The following is a 17,360-nucleotide window of genomic DNA, read 5'->3' as shown; positions in this document are numbered from 1 at the left end:
CGGCCTGCGCTACCGCGACACCCCGATCGTGTGACGGGCGGGTCGGGTTACGGGGCTGGTCAGCCCGTTTGGCCTAGTGGCGGGGTGTTTGCCGGTGGGGACAGTCAGGGGTTCTCGGCCGGGTTTTCGATGGGGTTCTCGAGCCACTCGGCGAGGGTCGCGAAGTCGGCTTCCGTGAGACCGGTGCGCGGGTCGACGCGGTGCAACAGCGCGGCACCCGGATGCTGCGCGGCGACCCAGGCGCGATCGGCGGCGGAGATCTCGTCGTCGACCCAGGCGAACGGCCGGCCCGCGGCCCAGGTGACCAGCGGCCGGGTTTTCCAGTGCAGGTCGGCGAAATCGGCCTGGTGCGGCTCGTCGACCACCGGCAGCGGCGGCAGGCCGAGCCGAGGGGCGATCACGTCGTTGGCGTCGGTGAACCACGTCGTGGCCCACACGAGCTCACCCGGCAGCGCGGCGAGCCGCACGCCCAGGGCCGGGTCCAGGCGCGCCAGGAGCGGGTGCTCGTGCCGATCGGGCAGCGGCGGGAAGAGCGGGTAGTCCGCGGCACCGAACGGGATGAGCGGACCGTCGACGTCGAGGAACAGCAGCGGGCGCACCACGCTGGAACTCTAGCCCTGCCCCGGAATCACGCCGCTGCCGTCAGCGCCGGGTTCCCCTTCACGTGCCATGTCGTGTCCATGCGGCCGGACGTCGCGGTTGTCCAAGGCGCCGAAAACCCCAGCTCGACGGCGGTTGTCCACAGGGCTCCCGAGTTGTGGACAACTCCGGCGCTCGCGCCTCGATCACGGATTTCCGTCGGGGTGGGCCGGTAGAATGGTCACAGGGACGCCCCCTGGGAGGGCGGGGGTTTTGTCGGCCCCCGGGTGTGCGTGGGACGGTGTGGGTGGGACAAGGGGCGACACCAGCGAGAATCCCCACCCTCCCCCGATCTCACGAAGCTGCCGTCAGCACCGCGGCCTCGACTGCCGCGCGCCAGGCCGCGTCGACGTGGCCGACGGCGGGGCTCAGCGCGAACGAGTCCACCACCGCGCCGCCGAGCGTGGTCGCTTTGGCCCAGTGCACGGAGGCGCCCGAGCGGTTCAGGGCGCGGGCGACGCGGTAGAGCAGCGCGATGCGGTCGGTGGCGCGCAGTTCGAGGACCACGGTGTCCGGGCCGCTGGTTTCGTCGTCGAACCACAGGACTTTCGGGGCGACGATCTGGGCGGCGCCGCTGGCATAGTCGCGTTCCTTCGCAGCCAGGCGTTGGGTCAGGGGCAGGGTGCCGGCGATGGCGCGGGAGAACTGCTCGCGCAGCAACGCCGGGTCGGGGAGGGAGCCGAACTTGGGGGAGGCGGTGAAGACGCCGACGCGGTCGCGCAGGACGGCGGCGTGGACTTCGAGCGAGTTGAGCGCCAGGACGCCCGCGGCGGGGGCCAGCAGTTCGGCGCGGGAGGGCACCGCCAGGGTGACCGTGACGACCTTGCCCTCCGCCGCGATGCGGACTTCGCCGATGCCGGAGCCGAGGGCGTCGGCCATGAGTTCGCGTTGGGTGTCGTCCAGGGGTTCGGGTGGGGTGAAGCCCTTGCCGTGCAAGGCTTCGCGGCCCGCGGCGACCAAGTCGGCGAGCAGGCGGTCCTTCCAGTCGGTCCAGACGCCCGGGCCGGTGGCGAGCGAATCGGCGCGGGTGAGGGCGTGGAGCAGCTCCAGGAGCACCGCGTCGTCGTCGAGGGTTTTCACCACGCGGGACACGGTGGTGGGGTCGGCGATGTCGCGGCGGGTGGCCGTGTGCGGGAGCAGGAGGTGGTGGCGGACCATGGCCGCCACCGTCCGCACGTCAGCAGCAGGCAGGCCCAGGCGCGTGGCGACCTGCGCGGCGAGGTCGGCGCCGAGTTCGGAGTGGTCGGCGTCGCGGCCCTTGCCGATGTCGTGCAGCAGCGCGCCGATCAGCAGCAGGTCCGGGCGCGAGACGGTGGTCGTGAGGCGGGACGCTTCGACGCACGCCTGCACGAGGTGGCGGTCCACCGTCCACTGGTGCACCGGCGAGCGCGGCGGCAGGTCGCGCACGGCGCCCCACTCCGGGAACAGGCGGGCCCACAGGCCCGTGCGGTCGAGCGCCTCCACGGCGTCGACCAGGCCCTCGCCCGCGCCGAGCAGCTCGACGAGCGCGTTGCGGGCTTCGTCGGGCCACGGCGTGCGCAGCTCGGGCGCCGAGTCGGCCAACGTGCGCAATGTGCCGTGCGCGATGGGTTTACCGGTGCGGGCCGAAGCGGCGGCCACGCGCAGGAGCAGCGCCGGGTCCTTGGCCGGCACGACGTCGCGGGCCAGCGACACCTCGTCGCCGTGCAGCACCACGCCCTCGGCCAGCGGGGTGCGCGCCGGGCGGCGGCCGAAGCGGGGCCGCGGGGATTCCACTGTGGACCGCAGCGCGACGTCCAAGGCGTACGCGACGGCTCGGCCCGCGCCGGAAAGCTTGCGGGCCAACGCGAACCGGTCGGCGTAGCCGAGTTCCGAAGCCACGACCTCGGCCTCGGGCGCGCTCAGGATGTCACGCTCGCGGCGCAGCTCGCGCCGCAGCTCGGTGCGCACGTCGAGCAGTAATGCCTTGGCCGCCAGCAGTTCCTCACCGGGCCGAGCGGTGAGCTGCGCCAGCGCGAGCGCGTCGAGCACCGCGAGGTCCCGCAGCCCGCCGCGGCCGTGCTTGAGGTCCGGTTCCGCCGACTGCGCGATCTCGCCGCTGCGCCGCCAGCGCGTGCGCACCCCCTCGGCCAGCTCGTCGAGCCGCTTGCGGGCCGTGCGCCGCCACTGGTCGCGCGCGGCGGACGCGAGGCGCGCGGTGAGCTCGGCGTCGCCGGCGAGGTGGCGGGCGTCGAGCAAACCGAGCTGCGTGCGCAGGTCCTCGGAAGCGACCTTCAGCGCTTCGCCCGGCGTACGCACCGAGTGGTCGAGCCCGAGCTTCGCGTCCCACAGCGGGTACCACAACGCGTCGGCGAGCTCGGCTACGCGCGGATTCCCGTTGTGCACCAGCACCAGGTCGAGATCCGAGAACGGCACCAGCTCGCGCCGCCCCAGCCCGCCCACGGCGACCAGCGCGACACCAGCCGTGGCAGTGTCGTCTACGCCGGCCGCCGAGGCCCCCTTCGCGAGCCAGAACTCGTACAGGTCGACCAGGGCCGCCCGCAGCGCGGCCGGGCCGTGGCGGCCCGTGAGCAGCTGCTCGCGGGCCCGGACCAGTTCACCCCCGTGTGTGCTCACCTAGAGCGCGTCCGCTCCGCGCTCGCCGGTGCGCACGCGGATCACGGTCTCGACCGGCGTCACCCACACCTTGCCGTCGCCGATCTTGCCGGTGTGCGCGGCAGAGGTGACCGCGTCGAGCACCTTGTCGACGTTCGCGTCGTCGGTCACGACCTCGATCTTCAGCTTGGCCACGAAATCCACGGAGTACTCGGCGCCGCGGTAGACCTCGGTGTGGCCCTTCTGCCGGCCGTAGCCCTGGACCTCGCTCACGGTCATGCCGAGCACCCCGAGCTGCTCCAGCGCGGAACGGATGTCGTCGAGTGTGAACGGCTTCACGATCGCGGTGATGAGCTTCATGCCTTGGTCTCCTCGAACTTCGCGGGGGCGATGGCGGACTTGACCGGGATCGCGGTCGGCTGGCCGAGGCCGCCGCCCATGCCGGTGAAGTCGTAGGCGCTTTCCGCGTGCTGCGCCTCGTCGATGCCGCTCACCTCGTCCTCGGTGCTCACGCGGAAGCCGCCGGCCTTCTTGATCACGAACCCGATGATCGCCGAGAGGATGAACGAGTACCCGAACACCGCGCCCGCGGCCGCGGCCTGGCGGCCCAGCTGGCCGAAGCCGCCGCCGTAGAAGAGGCCGTCGGCGCCGAGCGAGTTCACGCTGGTGGTGGCGAAGAACCCGATGAGCAGCGTGCCGACGATGCCGCCGACGAGGTGGACGCCCACGACGTCGAGCGAGTCGTCGAACCCGAAGCGGTACTTCAGCGACACGGCCAGCGCGCACAGCACGCCGGCGATCACGCCGATCGCGATCGAGCCGAGCGGGCTCACGAACCCGCACGCCGGGGTGATCGCCACGAGTCCCGCGACGGCGCCGGAAGCCGCGCCGAGCGTGGTCGGCTTGCCGAACTTCAGCTGCTCCACCAGCAGCCAGCCGAGCACGGCGGCCGCGGTGGCCACGGTGGTGTTGGTGAACGCGACGGCCGCGAGATCGTTGGCGGCCAAGGAAGAACCGGCGTTGAAGCCGTACCAGCCGAACCACAGCAGCGAAGCGCCGAGCAGCACGAAGGGCACGTTGTGCGGGCGTCCGGTGTCGCGCGGCCAGCCCTTGCGCTTGCCGAGCACGATCGCCAGCGCGAGACCCGCGGCGCCGGCGTTGATGTGCACCGCCGTGCCGCCGGCGAAGTCGAGCGCCTTGAGGTTGTTGGCGATCCAGCCGCCCACGGAGTTCTCACCGAGGAAACCGTTGAACGAGAACACCCAGTGGGCCACTGGGAAGTACACGACCGACACCCAGATCACCACGAACAGCGTCCAGCCCCAGAACTTCGCGCGGTCCGCGATCGCGCCGGAGATCAGTGCCGGCGTGATGATCGCGAACATCAGCTGGAACATGCAGAACGCCAGCAGCGGCAACGCATCGGGCCCCGGCCACGGTACGGCCGGCGCGGAATCGGTGGCGGCGGCCGCGAAGCCCACGAGCTTGCCGATCGTGTCCGACAGCCCGGCGAGGTCGAAGTTGCCGACCAGGCCGCCGAAGGCGTCGTTGCCGAAGGACATGGAGAAGCCGAAGAGGACCCACAGCACCCCCACCACGGCCAGCGCGATGAAGTTCATCATCAGCATGTTCAAGACGCTCTTCGCGCGGACCATGCCGCCGTAGAAGAACGCCAGTCCCGGTGTCATGAGCATGACCAGCGCGGCGCCGGCCAGCACCCACGCGGTGTCTCCTGCGTTCAGCACAATCGTCCTCCTGTGCCCCTGGGTCGATGACCGGGAAGTCTTGGTTCCGGGTGTTTCACCGGGCGGCGCCGAAGGTTTCGCGGGCGTGAACTCAGGCGTCGGGCTTGTTACGGGCAGGTTTCCCGTCACGCGGGCCGCGGTGTCCGGTTGCGAAACGTCATGGTCGAATAGCCGTATGCCTCTGCCTCCACGGGTCGTGGCGGCGCTCCGGTGTTCGGTGTGTGCCGCCGCGGTCGAGCTGACGGTCCGCACGGTGCGGTGCGCCGACGGCCACTCGTTCGACCTCGCGCGCCAGGGTTACGTGAACCTGCTTCACGCCCGCGTGCCCGCCGGCACGGCCGACACCGTGCCGATGGTGGAGGCGCGCGCGGCGCTGCTGGATTCCGGGGCGTACGCGCCTCTGGCCGACTCGCTCGCGCACGCGGCCGATCCGGGCTCGGGCCTGGTGATCGACGCGGGCGCCGGGCCGGGCTACTACCTCGCGCGGGTGCTCGACGCGGCGCCGGAGGCCATCGGGCTGGCGTTGGACGTGTCCGCCGTCGCGCTGCGGCGGGCGGCCCGTGCGCACTCGCGGCTGGGCGCGGCGGTGTGGAACCTGTGGGAGCCGTGGCCGGTGGCCGACGGCGTGGCTTCCGTGGTGCTGGACGTGTTCTCGCCGCGCAATCCGGCCGAGTTCCACCGGGTTCTGGCGCCCGGCGGCACGCTCGTGGTGGCCGCGCCGCTGCCCGGGCACCTGGCCGAGCTGGGCGACCTCGTGCTGTCGGTGGACGCGCGCAAGGAGGAGCGTCTCGAAACGGCGCTGGGCGGTCGGTTCACCCGGGTGTCGCGAGTGGACGTGGTGCACACGGCGCCTTTTTCCGCCCAGCAGGTGCACGACGTGGTCGCCATGGGCCCCGCCGGCTTCCACCTCGACCGCGACGACCGCCGGGCGCGGCTCTCGGCCGCCGAGGGCCGCGACGTGACGCTCGCCGTGGGAGTGAGCGTGTGGCGGCGGGAGCCGTGACGCCGGCCGCGCTCCTGGGCGACGCTTCATGGGTGCGGGAGCGGATCGGGGAGGCGGCTTCGGTCTACGGCCGGGCGCCGGTGGAGGTGCTGGGCACGATCTGGTGGTACTCGCTGTCGTCGGTGCTGGTGGCCCCTTCGTTGGAGTCGCTGGCCGCGGGTGGCCCGGTGCTGGATCCGGCGTTGGCCGCGGTGTCACTCGAGCTGGCCGGTGACGGGCGGTTCCTGGGATCTCGTTCCGCGCGGATCCTGGACGGACCGTTGGGGCCGGCGCTCGGCGCGTCGCTGCGGACGGCGATCAAGACGATCGCAGCGGTGAGCGGCGCGCGGCCGCTCGCGTTGGGCGCGATCGCCACGGATTCGATCGCCAACCGGCTGTTGTGGGCTTCGGCGCCGCAGCTGGCGGCGGAGGTGGTGGCGTCAACCGGGCTGGGGCTGCCGGCGCCGCGGTATGTGACGGTGGGGCGCGCGCAGGCGGTGAAGCGCGCGCCGTGCTGCCTGATTTACGAAGCCGGTAATCCGAAGTGCGTGAGCTGTCCGCGGCAGACACCGGAAGAGCGCGACGTGCGGCTGCGGGCGGCCTTCGGCGTGCGCTGAAGCCCCGTCACACCCCGACCTGTCGCCACAACGAGCACTTCGACTGCACCTGCGGGTCGATCGGGCCGACCTGGTCCGGGGTGAGCCGTTGGACGCGGGCGCCGGCCGAGAAGTTCGGCCACGGCGGCAGGCCGGCGCCGTTGGGGTCGCCTGTGCGGGCGAAGTTGGTCCAGTAGCCGATCATCGTGCGGGACAGCGTTTGCTGGGGCGCGGTGCCCTTCGGGTCCCAGAAGAGGTAGCCCATCTCCAGGCCGTGGGCGGCGCCGAGGGGGAAGCCGGGCGGGACGGCGTAGCCCGGGATCGGTGGGGCGTCGCGGTCGGCGAAGTAGTACGTGTACACGGGCCGGCCGGCGGAGGCGAGGGCCTGGGCGTCGGTGGCGGTCGGGCAGCCCCAGCCGTCGTCGGTGGTCGCGGCGGCCCAGGACAGGGCGGCGGCGAAGGGGCCTTGCGCCGGGTAGGCGGCGGTGATCTTCGCGGCGGACGCGGCGCCGTAGGTGTCGGCGAGCAGGCCCGCGTACGTCGGCTGGTCGAACTTCAGGCCGCCGGCCGTCGCGGCGGCGACGTAGAGGCGCAGCTCGTCCTGGTTGCTGCCGAAGAGCACCGGGATCGGCAGCGTGCGGCGCTCGCGCATCGCCGTTTCCGGCGAACCGGGCAGCACGGACGTGCCCCACGGGGTGGCCGTGAACACCTCGGTGTAGCCACCGTCGAGCCACTGCCGCACGGGCACGCGGCGCAGGCAGGCGAGCACGTCGGGATCCTGGTCGCAGCCGAACTTCGCGGCGGCCGCCGAGCCCGCGGCCTGGGCGTCGGCCAGGGGCGTGAACAGGGTGTGCCGGCCGAGGCCGGGAGCCAGGGCGTTCTTGGCGAAGTAGGCCGAGCACGAGCTGCTCTCCATGATCGCGCGCTCGACCAGGCCCTTGGCCTGAGGCGACGAGATCAACGCGCAGGTCGCGAACGCGCCCGACGACTCGCCGAACACCGTCACGTTGCCCGGGTCGCCGCCGAAGGCCGCGGCGTTCTCCTTCACCCAGCGAAGCGCCTGAAGCTGGTCCTGCGTGCCGAAGCTCGCGTTGTCGCCCAGCTGTGGCAGCGCGAAGTTGCCCAGGGCGCCGATGCGGTAGTTCACGGTCACCACCACCGCGTCGCCCTGGTCGGCCAGCCGCGCGGTGTCGTAGTCGGCGCCCGCGCCGGTGCCGTCGCCGCCGTGCAGCCACACCATCACCGGACGGGTCGAGCCGGGCCTCGCGGGGGTGGTGACGTTGAGGTACAGGCAGTCCTCGTCGAGGCTCGGTTTGCCGCCCGGCGAGTCGGCCGCCTGCGGGCAGCGGTTGCCGGGTTTGTCGGCGGCGCGCGTGCCCTGCCACGGCTGCGGCGGGCGCGGCGAGGCCCAGCGCAGCGCGCCCACCGGGGGCTGCGCGTACGGCAGGCCCTGGAACAGGCGCACGGCCCCGTTTTCCGTGCCCTTCACCGAGCCCGCCGTGGTGCGCACGTCCAGCTGGCTGTCGGGCGTACCGGCTCCGGAACAACCGGCGGCAAGCAGCATCGCCGCGGCCACGATGATCAGCACCTTGCGCACGTCAGGCCTCCTCGAGCCGAAGATCACCACGAACGGTAGGCGCTTCGTCGCCGTGGGGCATCACCGGAAAGAACGACTCCACGGTCGTCCGAAAGCCCGATGACCGAGCTCCGAGGGATGGCCCGCGACCTCCCGGCTGAGTAGCGTGACGGCTGATGAGTGAACGCACCTGGGGCTTCCGCACCCGTGCCCTGCACGCCGGCGGCACGCCCGACCCCGCCACCGGCGCCCGCGCCGTGCCGATCTACCAGACCACCAGCTTCGTGTTCGAAGACGCGGCCGACGCGGCCAACCTCTTCGCGCTGCAGAAGTACGGCAACATCTACAGCCGCATCGGCAACCCCACGGTGGCCGCGTTCGAGGAGCGCATCGCGAGCCTCGAGGGCGCCATCGGCGGCGTCGCGACGGCCAGCGGCCAGGCCGCGGAGTTCCTCACGTTCTCCGCGCTCGCCGAGGCCGGTGAGCACATCGTGTCCGCCGGCGGCCTGTACGGCGGCACGATCACGCAGCTCACGGGCACGCTCAAGCGCTTCGGCGTGGAGACGACGTTCGTCAACGGCGGCGTCGAGGATTACGCGAAGGCGGTGACCGACAAGACGCGGCTGATCTACACCGAGGTGATCGGCAACCCGTCGGGCGCCATCGCCGACCTGGCCGGGCTCGCCGACCTGGCGCACTCGCACGACATTCCGCTGGTGGTCGACGCGACGCTGGCCACGCCGTACCTGTGCCGCCCGATGGAGCACGGCGCGGACATCGTGCTGCACTCGGCCACGAAGTTCCTCGGCGGCCACGGCACCACGCTCGGCGGTGTGGTCGTGGAATCCGGCCGCTTCGACTGGGGCAACGGCAAGTTCCCGCGCATGACCGAGGCCGTCGAGTCCTACGGCGGACTGAAGTACTGGGAGAACTTCGGCGAGTACGCGTTCTGCACCCGCCTGCGCGCCGAGCAGCTGCGCGACATCGGCGCGGTGCTCTCGCCGCACTCGGCTTTCCTGCTGCTGCAAGGCGTCGAGACGCTGCCGCAGCGGATGGACGCGCACGTGGCCAACGCCGCGGCCGTGGCGGAGTACCTGAACGCCGACCCGCGCGTGGCCTGGGTTTCCTACGCCGGGCTGGCCGATCACCAGGACCACGCGCTGGCGCAGAAGTACCTGCCGGCCGGGCCGGGCGCGGTGTTCTCGTTCGGGGTGAAGGGCGGGCGGGCCGCGGGCGAGAAGTTCGTGGAGTCGGTGGAGCTGCTGTCGCACCTGGCGAACGTCGGCGACGCGCGCACGCTCGTGATCCACCCGGCGTCGACCACCCACGCGCAGCTTTCCGACGAGCAGCTGGCGGCCTCGGGCGTCGGCCCGGACCTGATCCGGCTGTCGATCGGGCTGGAAGACCTCGAAGACATCCTGTGGGACCTGGATCAGGCATTGGACAAGGCGGTGGCTTCGCAGTGACGGCAGCGGTGAGTTACGACGTTTCGGCCGTCGAGCGGCGCCGCATCCTGGGCCGCACGCGGTCGGTGACGGTGGTCGGCGCGTCGGCCAACCCGGCACGCCCGAGCTTCTTCGTGGCGACCTACCTGCTCTCGTCCACGCGGTACGAGGTCAACTTCGTGAACCCGCGCCTCGACACCCTGCTCGGCAAACCCGTGTACCCGACGCTGGCCGACGTGCCGGGCGAGATCGACCTGGTGAGCGTGTTCCGCAAACACGACGACCTGCCCCAGGTGGCCTCGGAAGTGATCGCCGCGGGCGCGCGCACGCTCTGGCTGCAGCTGGGTCTCTGGCACGAGCCCGTGGCCGACCAGGCCCGCGAGGCCGGCCTCGACGCGGTGATGAATCGCTGCGTGAAGATCGAGCACGCCCGCTTCGCCGGCGGCCTGCACCTCGCGGGCTTCAACACGGGCGTGATCAGCTCACGACGGCAGAGCGCGCCCTAACGCACGACCAGCGGGATCACGATCACCGCGGCCAGCAGCACCACGAACCCGCCTACCGCCAGCGGGTGGCCGAAGTTGAGGGTCCAGCCGATGCCGAAGCGCTTCGGCACGAACACGGCGTGGTCGGCGCGGTTGACGTAGAGCAGGCCGCCTTTCCAGAAGCGGTCGTCGTCGCGTTCGGTGGCGTCGCGGTGGGGTTCGGGGGTCGTGGGGAGGCGGTGGCCGCCTTGGCCGTAGCGGAGGGCGAACCCGAGCAGGCCCAGCGCGCCGACCACCGTCGGGAGGACCACGGGCAGGATGGCGAACGCGGTGCCGCGCGACCAGATCTGTGAGGCCGTGGCGAGGATCGTGAGGTTCACGCACGCGGCGAACAGCAGCAGGGCCCTGGTCAGGCTGCTCGCGTAGCGGCGGTGCTGCGCCGCGCTGGAGCGGGGGTGCGCGGGGTCGAGGTCGGGCCGGAAGCGCGGGGTGGCGTAGGCGATGCCGAGGAACAGCGCGGTGATCGCGACCTGCACGAACACCACGCCGAACGCGCTGCCCACCGATTTCGCGGCCGTGCGGTCGGGAGTGCCGGACGCGGTGTAGTGCAGCGTGGGCGTGGCCGGCAGGTCCGGGTACCGGACGATGCCGGACACGATCGTCGCCGCGAGAACCAGCAGCGCCGGCAGGGCCCAGAGCCACGGGAACGGCGGTCGCACGGCGCGGGAGGTGTCGGCGCTGACGGTCTGGCGCAGGCCGCGGTACCACTCCTCCCGTTGCTTGGCGGAGCGGATCACGGAGCGGGCCCGCACGTACGCCGGCGTGACGACCGCGAGCGCCGCCACGACGAGCAGCACCGGCACGAGCACCTTCTGGACGAGCACGGACACCACGAGCCCCGCGAGCACCAGCGCCAGCCCGGCGCCGCCGATCCACCAGCGGTAGATGCGGCGTTGCTCGGTGATGAGCGGGTCGTCCACGTGGTCGGCGGGCACGCGGACGCCGAACGGCAGCGTCGGCTTCACCACCGACGGCATCACCCACGCGGCGACAAGCAGCAGCACCGGCGCGAGCAGATCGGGCAGCAGGATCGAGGTGATCACGCGGGCACCTCGTCGAACGTCCGCAGGGTCGTTTCGCACTGGCTGAGCACGTCACGCTCGGACATGCCGTGGGCGATCGCCTCGGCCAGCAACGTTTTCAGTCGCGCCGGCCAATCGTCCGGGGCGCCCGGTGTCCGCTGCACCACGGCGCCGCTTTTTCTGGTGATCAGCAGCAGCCCCTCGCGCCGCAGCTGGCCGTACGCCTTGTTCACGGTGTGGAAGTTGATGCCGAGATCCACGGCGAGCTGGCGTGTGGAGGGCAGCGGATCGCCGTCGGCGAGCTCGCCGGCCGCGATGCCCTCGACCACGCGGTCGCGGATCTGCTGGTAGATCGGAGTTTCGCTGGTGAGGTCGACGTCGAGGATCATCGGTGCTCCAGGAAGTTCTTGAGCGCGGCGACCACGCTGGGGTCGAGCACCTGGTCGTTGACCGGCGTGCCGGGGGCGTGCTGGAAGTGGTCCACGGGCAGGGCCGTCGGCCGGATGTGGAGTGCCTTGGCCAACGCCGGCGTGGTGGCACACGGCACTTGAGTGTCGGCGGTGCCGCAGGTCAGCAGCGTGCGCAGGCCGGGCCGGGCGACGGCCGGCGGGTACACGGCGTCATCGCTGCGGACGAAGTTCAGGTTGGCGTGGTTGAAGATGGACTGCTGCAGGAAGGTGGCGAGCTGCGGGCTCATCCCGGTGTAGTCGAGCGCGCGGCCGGCGCGGAAGTCGGTGATCACGCGGGCGAACGCGGTCTGATCGGCCGGGGTGAGCTGGGCGTCGAGCTGCAGTTTCAGCAGGTCCAGCAGGCGCAGGTCCTGCGGCGCGAGCAGCATGAGGCTCTTCACGGGCGCGCGCCTCGCCACGAGCAACGCCTGCAGCCCGCCCTCGCTGTGGCCGACGATCGAGACGTCGTGGCGGTCGATCTCGGGCTGGTGCGCGAGGGTCTCGAACGCCGCGGTGGCCTGCCGGGTGAACGTGTCGAAGTCCAGCGTGGCCGGGTCCAGCCCACCGAGGCCGGTGCGGCCGGTGCCGTACTTGTCGAACCTCAACGTGGCCACGCCGTCCTGGTCGAGGGTGGTGGCCAGCAGTTTCAGGGTCGCCGGGGTGGCGGTGGGCAGCTCGTTGCCGTCGCGATCGGTGGGCCCGCTGCCGGGGAGGAGCAGCGCGGCGGGCAGGCGCTTTCCGGCGCGATGTGCGGGGAGATGCAGGGTGCCGTAGGCGGTGACGCCGTCGGAGACGAACTGCACGTCACGGTCGGTCGCGGGAACGGTTGCCGGGGCTGGTACCAGGGCTGTGGTGCCACTCAGGGCGAGCACGGCGGCGGTGAGGAGCGCGGTGAGGCTCATGGGTCTGTTCTACAACTCATAGAACAGCTAGGCAAGCGAAGTCCCACTCAGCAGGCAGACCGGCCTACTTCGCCCGGCTCACCATCTCCGCGATCCACACCGGCGCGAACGGCGACGTGCAGTTCGGCGGCGTCGGGTAGTCCTTCAGAACCTCCAGCCGCTCGCCGATGTCGACGGCGCGGGCGCGGTACGCCTCGTGGGAGATGCCGATCTGGGCGAGGCAGTGGTTCATCGCCCACTGCAGCCGGGGAGGCGCGGTTCGCATTTCCGCCTCGATGACGTCGAGCAGGCCCGCCAGGTCCAGGCCCTCGGGTTTCTTCGCCACGCGGTCCGTGGTCAACGCCCAGCCGGCGCTCGCGACGACCGGGTCCGGGTCGGCGAACCACGCGACCCGCAGGTCCTCGACGTGCGGGCTCTTCTTCACGACGTAGGCCACCAGCCAGTCGTGCACCTTCGGGCTGCGGGCTTCGCGCAGCATGGCGTCGAGGGCGTCGGCGTCGAAGAGCTTCGGGCGGCAGATCAGGAGCGCGAGCAGGCGGGCCGCGGTGTCGCCGGTGGACCACAGGGCGACGGCGAGGTCCTGATCGATCTTCAGCCGTTTGGCGATCGCGCGCAGCTTGGTGAGGTTCACGGCGTGGTCGTCGCCGTGCTTCTCGTTGACCGCGAGGACCCTCGGGTCCGCGAGTGCGGCCAGCTCGGCCTGGACCTCGGCCACCGTCGTCACGTGGATCTCCTCTCCCCGACACCCGCGGCACGTGCGATACCCCGATACCGCAGACACGCGCTGAACGCGCCCAGCGTACGGCCGTGACCAGCCCCGTGAGAGGCTGGTGGCATGGCCAAGCCCACCCCCCTGCAGATGCGCAACGCCCTCGCCGGCCTCCTCATGGCGGCCGGGTTCGTGTGGAACCTGCTGGTGGGCGGCCAGTGGTGGCTCGGTGCGATCTTCGCCGTCGGCACGCTGCTGTCGGTCGCCTCGATCTACCTGAACCGCCCGGGCGCCAACTCCTGAACTGGCGCCCGAGCGATTCGGGCGCCTAGCCGTTCGCCTCGGTGAAGCGCGTCGTCACGGCTTCGCGGCCGCGTTTCGTCAGTTCGCCGAAGAGGCGCAAGCGGGCCAGCCCGCCGTCCGGGTAGATGTCGAGGCGGGCCTCGGTGATCTGCGGGCCGTCTTCGAGAGCGTAGCGGTGGCGGGTGTCCGGCTGCAGCCGGGTGCGGGGCAGCAGCGGAGCCCAGTCGCCGTCGTCGAGGCGGCCCGAGAGGCTGACCCAGCCCGGCGCGTTGCCCTTGAGGTTGCTGGTGTCCACCTCGGCGAAGCGGACGATGCCGGCGCCGGCGAGGCGGACGGTCACCCAGTCGTTGCCGTCGTCGCGGCGGCGGGCGGTTTCCCAGCCCTCGGCCTGGTGCGCGGCGAGGCCGGGCGAGAACAGGTTGTTGGGCGAGGAGTAGAACATGTTGCTGCAGCCGGTCACGGCACCGCCGTTGGCCAGCGCCGCGAGGTCGAGCGAGCGCGGGTCCAGCAGCGCCGGATCGGGCACCGGGAAGCCGTGCACGCGCAGGCGGGCGACGCCGCCGTCCGGGTGCTGCGTGAGGCGCACGTGGGTGAACCGCCGGGATGAGGCGACCTCGAAGAAGTTCTCCGTGTCACCCGACACCGGCGCGTGGTCCACGAGCGGTTCCCAGTCCACTTCGGACAGCTCGGCCGCGCTCGGGTAGCCCGGCACCGAAGCCGCTTCCACGGACACGAACGGCGGGTAGTTGCCCTTGAAGAACGCCGTGTCCACCACCACGCCCGTCACCACGCCGGCCACACCGAGGCGCAGCAGGGCCTGGTCGTCACCGGGTTCGCGGTGGCGGCGCGTCTCCCAGCCGTCGTAGACCTGGCCCTTCGGCCCGAACGTCTCGGCCCGGTGCGCGGGCCGCCACGGGTTCACGAGGTTCTCCTTCTCGGCGAACAGCTCGTCGGTCGCCCACATCACCGTGCCGCCGAACACGCGGGAAGCGAGGTCCGGCTGGGCTGTCCACTCGGGACGGTCGTGCGACACGTGCTCCTCCATCTCTAACAGGTCCCCCTGGTCAACAGCTCTCCCCGCGGCTCGTCGCCGGTCACCGGCGCACCGCGCAGCCACGTGCCGCGCACCACGCCCGCCAGCGGCCGCTGGTCGTACGCGCTCACCGGGTTGCGGTGTTTCAGCGCGGCGACGTCGACGACAAAGGCCTCGTCGGGCGCGAACACCGAGAAGTCGGCGTCGTAGCCCACCGCGAGGTGGCCCTTGCGCGTCATCCCGACCTGCGCGGCCGGCCGCTCGGCCATCCAGCGCACCACGTCACGCAACGAGAAGCCCCGCTGCCGCGCCTGCGTCCACACCGCCGGCAACCCCAGCTGCAAGCTGGAGATCCCGCCCCACGCGAGGCCGAAATCGCCGGTGTCGAAGCGTTTCAGCTCAGGCGTGCACGGCGAGTGGTCGCTCACGATCGTGTCGATCACGCCGTCGGCGAGGCCCTGCCAGAGCACCTCGCGGTTGGCCGCCTCGCGGATCGGCGGGCAGCACTTGAACTGCGTGGCGCCGTCGCGGATCTCTTCGGCGACAAAACTCAGGTAGTGCGGGCAGGTCTCCGCCGACAGCGCCACGCCTTCGCGGCGCGCGCTCGCGATCAGCGGCAGAGCGTCCGAAGAGGACAGGTGCAGCACGTGCGCGCGGGCTCCGGTGCGCCGCGCCGCCTCGATCACGTGCGTGATGGCCAGGTTCTCGGCGCCGCGCGGGCGGGAGCCGAGGAAATCGGTGTACTTCTCGCCGTGCGGATCGGGCGCGGCCTCGATGGCCTCGGAGTCCTCGGCGTGCACGATCATCAACGCGTCGAACGAGGCCAGCTCCCGCATCGCCGCGTCGAGGCCGGCGGGGTCGAGCGGCGGGAACTCGTCGACGCCCGAGTGCAGCAGGAAACACTTGAACCCGAACACCCCCGCGTCGTACAGCGGACGCAGGTCGCCGGTGTTGCCCGGAATCGCGCCGCCCCAGAAGCCGACGTCCACGTGCGTGCGCCCCGAAGCGGCCTTGCGCTTCACTTCCAGCGCGGCGACGTCGACCGTCGGCGGCAGGCTGTTGAGCGGCATGTCGACGATCGTCGTCACGCCACCGGCGGCCGCCGCACGCGTCGCGGTCTCGAACCCCTCCCATTCGGCGCGGCCGGGGTCGTTCACGTGCACATGGGTGTCGACGAGCCCCGGCAGCAGCACCTCGTCGGCCGCGAGCTCGACCACCCGATCGGCGGGCAGGTCGACGATTCCCGGTTCCACGGCCACGATCCGGCCGCCGTCGACGCCCAGCGTCGCCGGGCCTTCACCGGCGGCCGTGACCGCCCGCGCGGCGCGCACCACGAGATCCATCTGCGGGCACACTCCTTCTCCTGCCGGTGCTCCCGGCAGGTTGTTTCACAGTACGGAAAGTTCGTTTCGCCAACCGAGATTAACCACGACGCTCTCGCCTCGTCAACGCCTCGCCTTCCACGTTACGGTCACCGGGTGGAGCTAGAAGCCGAGTTCACCAGCGAACCCTTCCAAGGCGAGGGCGCCCCGCCGGAGCACGCCGTGCGCGCTCGGGACGCGGCGCGCGAAGCCGGGCTCGACACCGATTTCGGTCCACTCGGCACACTCGCGCGCGGCTCGGCCGACCAGCTCGTGAACGCCCTGCCGGCCATCGCGCGAGCCGCCCTCGAAGGCGGCGCCACGCGGGTCACCGTGCAGCTGCGCCGCACGGACGAACCGGCCCCGACGCCGCCGGTGGAACTCAACACCGCGCTGGCCCGGCTCATCGCCGACGTCGAGCGCGAACTGGGCGCGAAGCTCGGCGACCTCGACCGGCCGGACAAGCAGCGGGCCGTGCGCCTGCTGCGTGAACGCGGGGCCTTCAGCCTCCGGAAATCGGTGTCCGCCGTGGCCGAGGCGCTCGGCGTCACACGCTTCACGGTCTACAACTACCTCAATCGAGAGGTCGACTGACCAGCGCGTTCAACAAAATGTTGACGGCGGCGCGAGCGCGCCGTACCGTCGGCAGGCACCAGCTCCCCCGCAGCGAGGAGATCCCGTGCCACTCGCACTCGCCGACTTCAACACCGCCGACGCCGCCCAGGTCCGGCCGGCGCTCACGGCCTGCCTGGCCGTGCCGCGCTGGGTCGACGCGGTGCTCGCCGGTCGCCCTTACGCGGACCTGGAGGCGGTCGTGACCGCTTCGGAAAAGGCCACGCCGCTGGGCCGCGACGAGGTCCGCGAAGCCATCGCCGCCCACCCGCGGATCGGCGAGAAGCCGACGAGCACGGGCGCCGACGCCGACTGGTCGCGCTCCGAACAGTCCGGTGTGGACAACGCCGACGAGTTCGCCGCCGCCAATGCCGAGTACGAGAAGCACTTCGGCCACGTGTTCCTGGTGTGCGCCGGCGGCCGCAGTGGCGCGGAGCTGCTCGCGAACCTGCGGTCGCGGCTGGGCAACGACCCCGAGACCGAACTCGACGTGGCGGGCGCTGAGCTGGCGAAGATCGCCGCGTTGCGCCTGCGGAAAGCGATAGAAGCATGAGTCTGGTGACCACGCATGTGCTGGATACCGCGGCGGGCAAACCCGCCGCCGGCATCGCCGTGCGTTTCGAACGCGGCGACGGCAGCCCGATCGCCGAGGGCGTGACCGACGACGATGGCCGAGTCCGCGACCTAGGACCCGAGAAGCTTGAGCCCGGCGTCTATCGCCTGATCTTCGACACCGGCGCCTACCTCGGACCGGAGGCGTTTTTCCCCGACGTGACCATCGCGTTCCGCATCACCGACGGCACTTCGCACCACCACGTACCGGTGCTGCTGAGCCCGTTCGCTTATTCCACCTACCGCGGGAGCTGA

General features: G+C 71.7%; 19 protein-coding genes. 8 read left to right on the top strand and 11 right to left on the bottom strand.

The annotated features are described in order from the left end of the window. Positions 1-104: 104 nt before the first annotated feature. The 4 genes from VSH64_RS47655 to VSH64_RS47640 form a co-directional block, all read right to left on the bottom strand. Positions 105-602: an HAD domain-containing protein gene (locus VSH64_RS47655; protein WP_326569331.1), complete on the bottom strand. Its 498-nt coding sequence runs from the start codon at positions 600-602 to the stop codon at positions 105-107. Between the two features lie 331 nt (positions 603-933). Then, on the bottom strand, positions 934-3,234 hold the full coding sequence (locus VSH64_RS47650) for a [protein-PII] uridylyltransferase (protein WP_326569330.1): 2,301 nt from the start codon (positions 3,232-3,234) through the stop codon (positions 934-936). After that, positions 3,235-3,573: a P-II family nitrogen regulator gene (locus VSH64_RS47645; protein WP_326569329.1), complete on the bottom strand. Its 339-nt coding sequence runs from the start codon at positions 3,571-3,573 to the stop codon at positions 3,235-3,237. Further along, on the bottom strand, positions 3,570-4,958 hold the full coding sequence (locus VSH64_RS47640) for an ammonium transporter (RefSeq protein WP_326569328.1): 1,389 nt from the start codon (positions 4,956-4,958) through the stop codon (positions 3,570-3,572). The genes VSH64_RS47645 and VSH64_RS47640 overlap by 4 nt, the downstream gene beginning before the upstream one ends. A gap of 175 nt (positions 4,959-5,133) precedes the next feature. Between VSH64_RS47640 and VSH64_RS47635 the strand changes: the two genes are divergently transcribed. Together VSH64_RS47635 and VSH64_RS47630 are read left to right on the top strand one after the other, a co-directional pair. Continuing rightward, entirely contained in the window at positions 5,134-5,961 is an 828-nt protein-coding gene (locus VSH64_RS47635; protein ID WP_326569327.1) for a putative RNA methyltransferase, read from the top strand. Next, a complete protein-coding gene (locus VSH64_RS47630) occupies positions 5,943-6,557 on the top strand; it encodes a Fe-S oxidoreductase (RefSeq protein ID WP_326569326.1) in 615 nt (204 codons plus the stop codon). Before VSH64_RS47635 ends, VSH64_RS47630 begins: the two co-directional genes overlap by 19 nt. A gap of 7 nt (positions 6,558-6,564) precedes the next feature. Here the strand turns inward: VSH64_RS47630 and VSH64_RS47625 are convergent, their stop codons facing one another. Continuing rightward, entirely contained in the window at positions 6,565-8,133 is a 1,569-nt protein-coding gene (locus VSH64_RS47625) for a carboxylesterase/lipase family protein (RefSeq protein WP_326569325.1), read from the bottom strand. Positions 8,134-8,288: 155 nt separating this feature from the next. Between VSH64_RS47625 and VSH64_RS47620 the strand changes: the two genes are divergently transcribed. Beyond that, the gene (locus tag VSH64_RS47620) at positions 8,289-9,578 is read left to right on the top strand and encodes an O-acetylhomoserine aminocarboxypropyltransferase/cysteine synthase family protein (RefSeq protein ID WP_326569324.1); all 1,290 of its coding nucleotides are present in this window, start codon (positions 8,289-8,291) and stop codon (positions 9,576-9,578) included. An 8-nt stretch (positions 9,579-9,586) separates the two neighbouring features. Further along, entirely contained in the window at positions 9,587-10,063 is a 477-nt protein-coding gene (locus VSH64_RS47615; RefSeq protein WP_326838228.1) for a CoA-binding protein, read from the top strand. Here VSH64_RS47615 and VSH64_RS47610 read toward each other — a convergent pair. The 4 genes from VSH64_RS47610 to VSH64_RS47595 all read right to left on the bottom strand — a co-directional run bounded on the left by VSH64_RS47610 (position 10,060) and on the right by VSH64_RS47595 (position 13,205). Next, positions 10,060-11,145, bottom strand: a complete 1,086-nt coding sequence (locus VSH64_RS47610; protein ID WP_326569323.1) for a DUF1648 domain-containing protein — start codon at positions 11,143-11,145, stop codon at positions 10,060-10,062. The genes VSH64_RS47615 and VSH64_RS47610 overlap by 4 nt on opposite strands. After that, positions 11,142-11,513, bottom strand: coding sequence for a GntR family transcriptional regulator (locus VSH64_RS47605; RefSeq protein WP_326569322.1), 372 nt, complete (start codon positions 11,511-11,513; stop codon positions 11,142-11,144). Before VSH64_RS47605 ends, VSH64_RS47610 begins: the two co-directional genes overlap by 4 nt. Continuing rightward, positions 11,510-12,475, bottom strand: a complete 966-nt coding sequence (locus VSH64_RS47600) for an alpha/beta hydrolase family protein (protein ID WP_326569321.1) — start codon at positions 12,473-12,475, stop codon at positions 11,510-11,512. Before VSH64_RS47600 ends, VSH64_RS47605 begins: the two co-directional genes overlap by 4 nt. A 64-nt stretch (positions 12,476-12,539) precedes the next feature. After that, positions 12,540-13,205, bottom strand: a complete 666-nt coding sequence (locus tag VSH64_RS47595) for a DNA alkylation repair protein (protein WP_326838227.1) — start codon at positions 13,203-13,205, stop codon at positions 12,540-12,542. A gap of 105 nt (positions 13,206-13,310) precedes the next feature. Here VSH64_RS47595 and VSH64_RS47590 point away from each other — a divergent pair, with 105 nt between their 5' ends. Then, positions 13,311-13,487: a hypothetical protein gene (locus VSH64_RS47590; protein ID WP_326569320.1), complete on the top strand. Its 177-nt coding sequence runs from the start codon at positions 13,311-13,313 to the stop codon at positions 13,485-13,487. Positions 13,488-13,512: 25 nt separating this feature from the next. On the opposite strand, the gene alc is transcribed toward VSH64_RS47590, so the two are convergent. Next, positions 13,513-14,532, bottom strand: a complete 1,020-nt coding sequence (alc, locus tag VSH64_RS47585) for an allantoicase (RefSeq protein WP_326569319.1) — start codon at positions 14,530-14,532, stop codon at positions 13,513-13,515. A 2-nt stretch (positions 14,533-14,534) separates the two neighbouring features. After that, positions 14,535-15,863 (bottom strand): allantoinase AllB, encoded by a 1,329-nt coding sequence (gene allB, locus VSH64_RS47580; protein ID WP_326569318.1) that lies wholly within the window; start codon positions 15,861-15,863, stop codon positions 14,535-14,537. A gap of 135 nt (positions 15,864-15,998) precedes the next feature. On the opposite strand from allB, the gene VSH64_RS47575 reads away from it, so the two are divergent. From VSH64_RS47575 to uraH, 3 genes are all read left to right on the top strand, one after another. Beyond that, a complete protein-coding gene (locus VSH64_RS47575; protein ID WP_326569317.1) occupies positions 15,999-16,475 on the top strand; it encodes a helix-turn-helix domain-containing protein in 477 nt (158 codons plus the stop codon). An 85-nt stretch (positions 16,476-16,560) separates the two neighbouring features. Next, positions 16,561-17,046 (top strand): 2-oxo-4-hydroxy-4-carboxy-5-ureidoimidazoline decarboxylase, encoded by a 486-nt coding sequence (uraD, locus tag VSH64_RS47570; RefSeq protein ID WP_326569316.1) that lies wholly within the window; start codon positions 16,561-16,563, stop codon positions 17,044-17,046. Continuing rightward, the gene (gene uraH / locus VSH64_RS47565) at positions 17,043-17,360 is read left to right on the top strand and encodes a hydroxyisourate hydrolase (RefSeq protein ID WP_326569315.1); all 318 of its coding nucleotides are present in this window, start codon (positions 17,043-17,045) and stop codon (positions 17,358-17,360) included. The genes uraD and uraH overlap by 4 nt, the downstream gene beginning before the upstream one ends.

Origin of the sequence: Amycolatopsis rhabdoformis, from assembly GCF_035918295.1 — a bacterium.
In the GTDB taxonomy this organism is placed as follows: domain Bacteria; phylum Actinomycetota; class Actinomycetes; order Mycobacteriales; family Pseudonocardiaceae; genus Amycolatopsis; species Amycolatopsis rhabdoformis.
Note: the sequence above shows the minus strand (reverse complement) of the source record. Positions and strands in the feature narration are given on the sequence as shown.

Coding starts and splice junctions, on each gene's coding strand:
- VSH64_RS47645 (WP_326569329.1), bottom strand. CDS start 3,573: ATGAAGCTCATCACCGCGATCGTGAAGCCGTTCACACTCGACGACATC.
- VSH64_RS47635 (WP_326569327.1), top strand. CDS start 5,134: ATGCCTCTGCCTCCACGGGTCGTGGCGGCGCTCCGGTGTTCGGTGTGT.
- VSH64_RS47620 (WP_326569324.1), top strand. CDS start 8,289: ATGAGTGAACGCACCTGGGGCTTCCGCACCCGTGCCCTGCACGCCGGC.
- VSH64_RS47605 (WP_326569322.1), bottom strand. CDS start 11,513: ATGATCCTCGACGTCGACCTCACCAGCGAAACTCCGATCTACCAGCAG.
- VSH64_RS47600 (WP_326569321.1), bottom strand. CDS start 12,475: ATGAGCCTCACCGCGCTCCTCACCGCCGCCGTGCTCGCCCTGAGTGGC.
- VSH64_RS47590 (WP_326569320.1), top strand. CDS start 13,311: ATGGCCAAGCCCACCCCCCTGCAGATGCGCAACGCCCTCGCCGGCCTC.
- alc (WP_326569319.1), bottom strand. CDS start 14,532: ATGGAGGAGCACGTGTCGCACGACCGTCCCGAGTGGACAGCCCAGCCG.
- allB (WP_326569318.1), bottom strand. CDS start 15,863: ATGGATCTCGTGGTGCGCGCCGCGCGGGCGGTCACGGCCGCCGGTGAA.
- uraH (WP_326569315.1), top strand. CDS start 17,043: ATGAGTCTGGTGACCACGCATGTGCTGGATACCGCGGCGGGCAAACCC.